The sequence below is a fragment of the Myxococcus sp. CA023 genome, from assembly GCF_010998615.1.
GTDB lineage: Bacteria > Myxococcota > Myxococcia > Myxococcales > Myxococcaceae > Myxococcus.
This window is the reverse complement of sequence record NZ_JAAEAH010000154.1, coordinates 1-5962: the sequence shown is the minus strand read 5'-3', so window position 1 is coordinate 5962 and position 5962 is coordinate 1. Positions and strand designations below refer to the sequence as shown.

General features: G+C 68.0%; 6 protein-coding genes. 1 reads left to right on the top strand and 5 read right to left on the bottom strand.

Annotated features, from left to right (window positions below; translation table 11 throughout):
• The 4 genes from F8M74_RS36840 to ald form a co-directional block, all read right to left on the bottom strand.
• Positions 1-772, bottom strand: a 772-nt coding sequence (locus F8M74_RS36840) for a PleD family two-component system response regulator (RefSeq protein ID WP_163884745.1), incomplete at its 3' end; no start/stop codon positions are given.
• A 176-nt stretch (positions 773-948) separates the two neighbouring features.
• Complete coding sequence (locus tag F8M74_RS36835) at positions 949-1857, bottom strand: anti-sigma factor (protein WP_141259016.1); 909 nt, start codon at positions 1855-1857, stop codon at positions 949-951.
• Positions 1858-1879: 22 nt separating this feature from the next.
• Positions 1880-2521, bottom strand: a complete 642-nt coding sequence (locus tag F8M74_RS36830; RefSeq protein ID WP_011554150.1) for a sigma-70 family RNA polymerase sigma factor — start codon at positions 2519-2521, stop codon at positions 1880-1882.
• Between the two features lie 242 nt (positions 2522-2763).
• Entirely contained in the window at positions 2764-3888 is a 1125-nt protein-coding gene (gene ald / locus F8M74_RS36825; protein ID WP_141259015.1) for an alanine dehydrogenase, read from the bottom strand.
• 185 nt (positions 3889-4073) lie between these two features.
• On the opposite strand from ald, the gene F8M74_RS36820 reads away from it, so the two are divergent.
• Positions 4074-5378, top strand: a complete 1305-nt coding sequence (locus F8M74_RS36820; protein ID WP_141259014.1) for a radical SAM protein — start codon at positions 4074-4076, stop codon at positions 5376-5378.
• Positions 5379-5511: 133 nt separating this feature from the next.
• Here the strand turns inward: F8M74_RS36820 and F8M74_RS36815 are convergent.
• Positions 5512-5962: PleD family two-component system response regulator (locus tag F8M74_RS36815; protein WP_163884743.1), on the bottom strand; the 451-nt coding region annotated here is incomplete at its 5' end.

The window sequence follows — 5962 nt, the reverse complement described above, 5'->3', positions numbered from 1 at the left end:
GCACCGGGGGCGGCGCGACGGCGCGGGGCGGCTCGGGCGGAGGCGCGGCCGCGGGGGCCGGAGCGATGAAGCCAATCACCGTCTTCTCGTCGGAGTCATCCAGCCCCTCGAGCGGATCCTCCGAGTCGGTGCCCAACGAGTCGAGCGTGGAGAAGTCCTCCTCCACGCCTTCCACCACCGCCTCGGGCGGCGCGACGACGACTTCTTCCTCGAAGGACGGCGTCTCCTCGGGCGCGGACAGGTCGCCGAAGGCTGCGTCCAGGTCCAGCTCCTCGCCGGTGACGGGAGGCTCCTCCGCGGTCTCCACGGAGATCTCCTCGCCGAAGTCCGCCGTCATCGGCTCGTCGCCGAGCGCGTCCAGCGTGAGGCTCTCGTCGACGACGTCCTCGGTGGCGGGCAGCTCGGGGAAGCCGATCAGCGCACCCGCGCGCTCCACCAGCTGATCCGCGTCCACCGGCTTGGCGACGTACTCGTCGGCGTGGGCCTTCAGCTTGCGGTGCTGCGCGAAGCCGTCCGGGTTGCCGATGATGACGATGGGGACGTTCTTGAGGTCATCGTCCTTCTTCAGCTTGCCGCAGATGAGGTAGCCGTTCTGTCCCGCGGACAGGTCCACCGCGAGCACCACGAGGTCCGGCCGGTCCCTGCGGATCTGCTCCACGCTGCCCTTGCCGTCGGTCGTCTCGTCGACCGTGAAGCCCCGGCCCTCCAGGGCCGAGCGCAGGGTGGCGGAGAGCGCGGTGTCGCTTTCGACGATCAGGATTTTCTTCGACATGGAGGGACGGCCCGTCCTGGTGTGCGGCGCGCACAAACGCCCTACCGGCCGCGACGCGCAAGGTGATGATGTGCGTCGAGGCTATCGGCCATGTGCGGGAGCGTCAATGTTCGGACCGGGCGGAATTCCGGCTGCCCGGGGAGCGGGCAAGCGCCGTCACACAGCCGACGTTTCCGTCACTGAGGGTACGTCGGGTACGTCACCGGCTCGACGGAGATGGGAGGCCAGGAGTGCGGCGTGCGCGGCGAGGGCGGGAGCGAATACAGCGGCTCGTCGGCCTCCGGCGCGGACTTGCGCGCGAGCTTCTCACCGCTGTCGCGCTCGGCGAGCATCCGGCGGATGTCGCTTTCGTCCATGTCCGTCACCATCTCGTAGACGATTTCATCGTCGCGCCAGGTGACGACGTTGAAGCCCTGCGCGGAGTCCACTTCCACGGCTTGCAGGGCCTGGAACTTCGGGATGACGACTTCGTTGTCGCCAGGGAGTACGAAGACGCCCAAGCGGCGGCTCGGCTCACCTTCGTTGTCCGGAAGCGTCTCGTAGCTGATGTACGCGACTTCGCGGCCGTTGAGGATGGAGATGCGCCCGCCCAGCGGCTTCGCCTTGGGGATCTGCGGGACGGTGATGCGCGGATCCACCTTGTCCTTGAACCACTCCTCCACCTGCTCCGGCGTGTTGGAGGCAATCTCGAAGGGGAGCGCCTTGCTCTTGCTATGGCGCTGCACCGCTTCCGCCCTGGCCGCGCTCAGCCGCTGCTCGGCGTGGAACGCGGCCCAGCCGCCGCCCACCGTCACCACCACCAACGCCATGGCCCCGGCGCGCAGCCAGACGCCGAACTGGACGCGGCGCTGCTCCTGCTTGAGGCCCACTTCGATGCCGGCCCGGAGCGCGGCGGGGGCCCGCATGCCCGAAACGGAGTGGCGCGCGGCTCGCCGCAGCGCCTGCTGCATCTGCTTCTCTTCCTCCGCGCGGCGCCGGCAATCAGCGCACCCGGAGAGGTGGGTTTCGAGGTCCACTCGTTCCTCGGGCTGGAATTCGCCGTCGAGGTACGGATAGAGCAGCCGTTCGAGGTCCTGGCAGTTCATGGCGCGCGCTAGGAACGGGTTTCTACCCTGTCTTCTTCCTGTGGCGATACTCTTCCAGGTCCGCGGGGGCGTTCACCGGCTCCCCGTCGTGCCGGAATACGCCCTGGCCCTCGGCGTACTCACGCAGGTTCTTCTGCAGGAGCTTGCGTCCGCGGAACAGGCGGCTCATGACCGTGCCCACGGGGCACTCAAGAATCTCCGCGATCTCCTTGTAGGAGAACTCCTGGAGGTCCGCGAGGATGACCACCAGCCGGAAGTCGATGGGCAGCGCGTCAATGGCCCGCAGCACGTCGTCCGACAGGAGCCGGTCGAAGAAGTACTGCTCGGGGTTGGCCGCGAAGTCCGTCGCGTCCCGGCTCACGAAGCGCTCGTGGACGGCCTCGCGCTCCACGCCTTCGACCACCGTGCGCTCCTTCACCTTCCGCCGGTAGCGGTTGATGAAGGTGTTGGTGAGAATCTTGAAGAGCCAGGCCTTGATGTTCGTCCCGCGCTCGAACTTGTCGAAGAAGCGGTACGCCCGCATGCAGGTGTCCTGCACCAGGTCCTCGGCGTCGCGCTCGTTCTTCGTCAGGCGAAGCGCCGCCGAATAGAGCGGGTCCAGATGGGCGAGCGCCAGCTCTTCGAATTCCTGCTTCGTCCGGTTGGGTTGCCTGAAATCCAACATGTCCCGCCTTCCAAGGGCCCGAAACAAAAGGGGAATGAGTTGTCGCTTACCCGCCAAATGTATGCACGGGAACAACCAGGGCAACAACGGCATCCCACGACACCCGCCCGGACGCCCGCTTCGGGAATACACGACGCCGGCCAGGGAAACATATTCCCTAGCAGAGATAACGAACGGGGAGGCCGGATGTCGCCATCCGAACCTCCCCGCCAGGGACTGCGTCGTTTGCCTGCTTACCGGGCTTACTTGCCGGCGAGCGCGTCCGTGATGGGCATGTAGGCGTAGCCCATGTCCTTCGCGACGGCCTCGTAGGTGACGTGGCCGTTGTAGGTGTTCATCGCACGCGCGAGGGCGCGGTCCTCCTTCACGGCCGCCGCCAGGCCCTGGTTGGCGATCCGGAGCGAATAGGGGCGGGTGACGTTGGTGAGGGCGTAGGTGGACGTCTGCGGCACGGCGCCGGGCATGTTGGCGACGCAGTAGTGGACGACGCCGTGGACCTCGAACGTGGGGTTGTCGTGCGTGGTGGGCTTGCACGTCTCGATGCAACCACCCTGGTCCACCGCCACGTCGACCACCACGGAGCCCGGGCTCATCTCCGAGATGAGGGCCTCGGAGACGAGCTTCGGGGCCTTGCGACCGGGGATGAGCACCGCGCCCACGACGAGGTCGGCCTCGCGCACGGAGCGGGAGATGCTCTCCGAGTCGGAGGCCAGCACGCCGACTCGGCCGAGGAACACGTCATCCAGGTAGGTGAGGCGCTCCATGTTGACGTCGATGATGGTGACCTCGGCGCCCATGCCCACCGCCACCTTGGCGGCACACAGGCCCACCACGCCGCCGCCGATGACAGTGACGCGACCCCGGCGCACGCCGGGCACGCCGCCCAGGAGGATGCCCTTGCCGCCGTGGGCCCGCTCCAGGCACTTGGCGCCCACCTGGATGGCCATCTTTCCGGCCACCTCGCTCATGGGCTTGAGCAGCGGCAGGCTGCCGTCGTCCGGCTGCAGCGTTTCATAGGCCACGGCCGCGGCCTTCTTCTGGAGCAGCGTCTTGGTCAGCTCTGGGTCCACGCCGGCCAGGTGGAAGTACGTATAGATGATCTGGCCGGGTTGGATGCGCGCGTACTCGGCCGCGATGGGCTCCTTGACCTTGATGATCATCTCCGAGCGCTTCCAGATCTCGTCCGCGGTGGAGACGATCTGTGCGCCGACGCGCTGGTACTCCGAATCGGGGATGCCGGAGCCAACGCCGGCGTTCGTCTCGATCAGGACCGTGTGACCCGCGGCGACGAAGGCGGCGGCGCCAGCCGGCACCATGCCGACGCGGTACTCGCGGGTTTTGATCTCCTTGGGAACTCCGACGATCACGACTGCCTCCGAGAGGGGACGTAAAAAAGCGCGCGGACCCTAACGAGGGCCCAAGGGGGAATCAAGGCGCGGGCGGACAGCCCCGCATGAGCGCCATTTGCGTCAAACACCCCTGGAGACATGACGCGAGGCGTTGGATGCGATGCGTGATGAAGCATGCGCCGCTCGTGTTAGTTACCAGGGACATGACGTCTGCTCCAAAGCTCCTATTCGCGGACCCCAAGGGACGGGTGATGGAACATCCGTACCTGCTCGCCACGTTGCGCAGCGGGGAAGAGCTCGTTCCTCCGCAGGACAAGCCCATTCCGCTGCCGTCCTCCGGGCGGCTCGTCCACCTGCCAGGGCGCCTCCCGGTGGGCCTGCATCCGGAGTCGGGGGAGCTGGAGCTCGTCCGGGAGATGAAGGTGGGGGGCAAGACGTTTGTCCCCAACGCAGTGGGCGCGCTGCTGCCCCCCGGCTACACGCGCACCTTCCTCCCCGGCGAGGTGAAGGGCAGTGGCCCCGTGCTGCCGCAGTGGGCGTACACCGCCGCGGCCTGGGTGGGAGAGGGGCCGGTGGCGTGGGCCATCCATACCGACCGTCGCTCCCACTGGGACCCGGAGCGGTTCTCCACGCCGGACATGAAGGACCTGGTGGCGAAGCACATGGCGCGCTTCCCGGACAACCGGGTGCTGAAGCAGCTCAAGACGTGCGCGATGCTCTATCGGTGCTTCACGTCGCAGAACACCTTCTACGTGCGTGACGAGGCCGCCATCCCCGCGTCCGTCATGTGCAACGCGCGCTGCGTGGGCTGTATCTCCGACCAGCCGGCGGACGGCCCGCCGGCGTCGCACGAGCGCATGGATGACGGGCCCACGGGAGAGGAGATGGGCCAGATTGGCCTCTTCCACCTGGAGCACGCGCCGGGCCGCACCATGGTGAGCTTCGGCCAGGGCTGCGAGGGCGAGCCGCTCACGCGCTGGAAGCAGATTGCCGAGGCCATCCGCTACATGCGGGCGCGCACGCAGGCGGGCTCCATCAACATCAACACCAACGCCAGCCTCACGCGCGGGCTGGAGACCCTCTTCGACGCGGGGCTGGACGCCATCCGTGTGTCGCTCAACTCGGCGGTGAAGGACCTCTACGAGGCCTACTACAAGCCGGTGAAGTACGGCTGGGAGGACGTGGAGGCCTCCATCGCCCTGGCGCGTGAGCGCGGCGCGTACCTGGCGCTGAACCTGCTGCTGTTCCCCGGCGTCACCGACCGCGAGGGCGAGGTGCGGGCGCTGGAGCGGCTGGTGAAGAAGTACCGCGTGGACCAGGTTCAGACGCGCTCGCTGTGCATCGACCCGCTGCAGTACCTGGAAGTGGCGCGCGAGCGCGGCGCGGGAGGAGAGCCGGTGGGCATCCGCACGCTGCTTCAGCGGCTGAAGGCGGCGCGCCCGGGGCTCATCGTGGGCAACTTCGCGCGCGGGCTGGAAGAGCGCGAGAACGCGGCCGGGGTCCGGTAGCGCCCTGGGGGCGGGGGAAGGCGTTCCTTCCTCCGTCGGACGGGAGGCCTGGTGGGCGCTCCGTCCTCGGGAGGCAGGTGGCGCGGCCTCGGGGGCAACACGCCAGGAGGGGCCGCGACGCGGCCCCGGGGGACTACTCGTTACCGGTGGGCATCAGCTCCTTGGCCACCAGGTTGCCCATCACCGCGTCCTTGGGGATGTAGCCGTCGGCGCCCGCCTCGCGGCAGATGCGCTGCAACTCCTCGACGTTCTCACCCGAGCACAGCAGCACCTTGATGCCCTTGAAGAGGCTGTTGCTCTTGATGAAGCGGCAGAACTGCTCGCCGTTCACGTTGGGCATGCGCACGTCCAGCAGCACCAGGTCCGGACGCGTCTGCTTCTTGAGGATGATCTTCGTGGCCTTGTCGGCGGTGTCGGCGACGTGGACCTCGAAGCCCTTGGCCACCAGGTCCGCTTCGATGATGCGGGCCGTCATCTCGCTGTCATCCACGATGAGGATGCGCGGCTTGCGCCCGCCCGTGGTGGGAGCGGGCTTGAGGCCGCCCGTCGCCGCGGGGGCCGCGGGAGCCGGCGGGGTGGGCGCC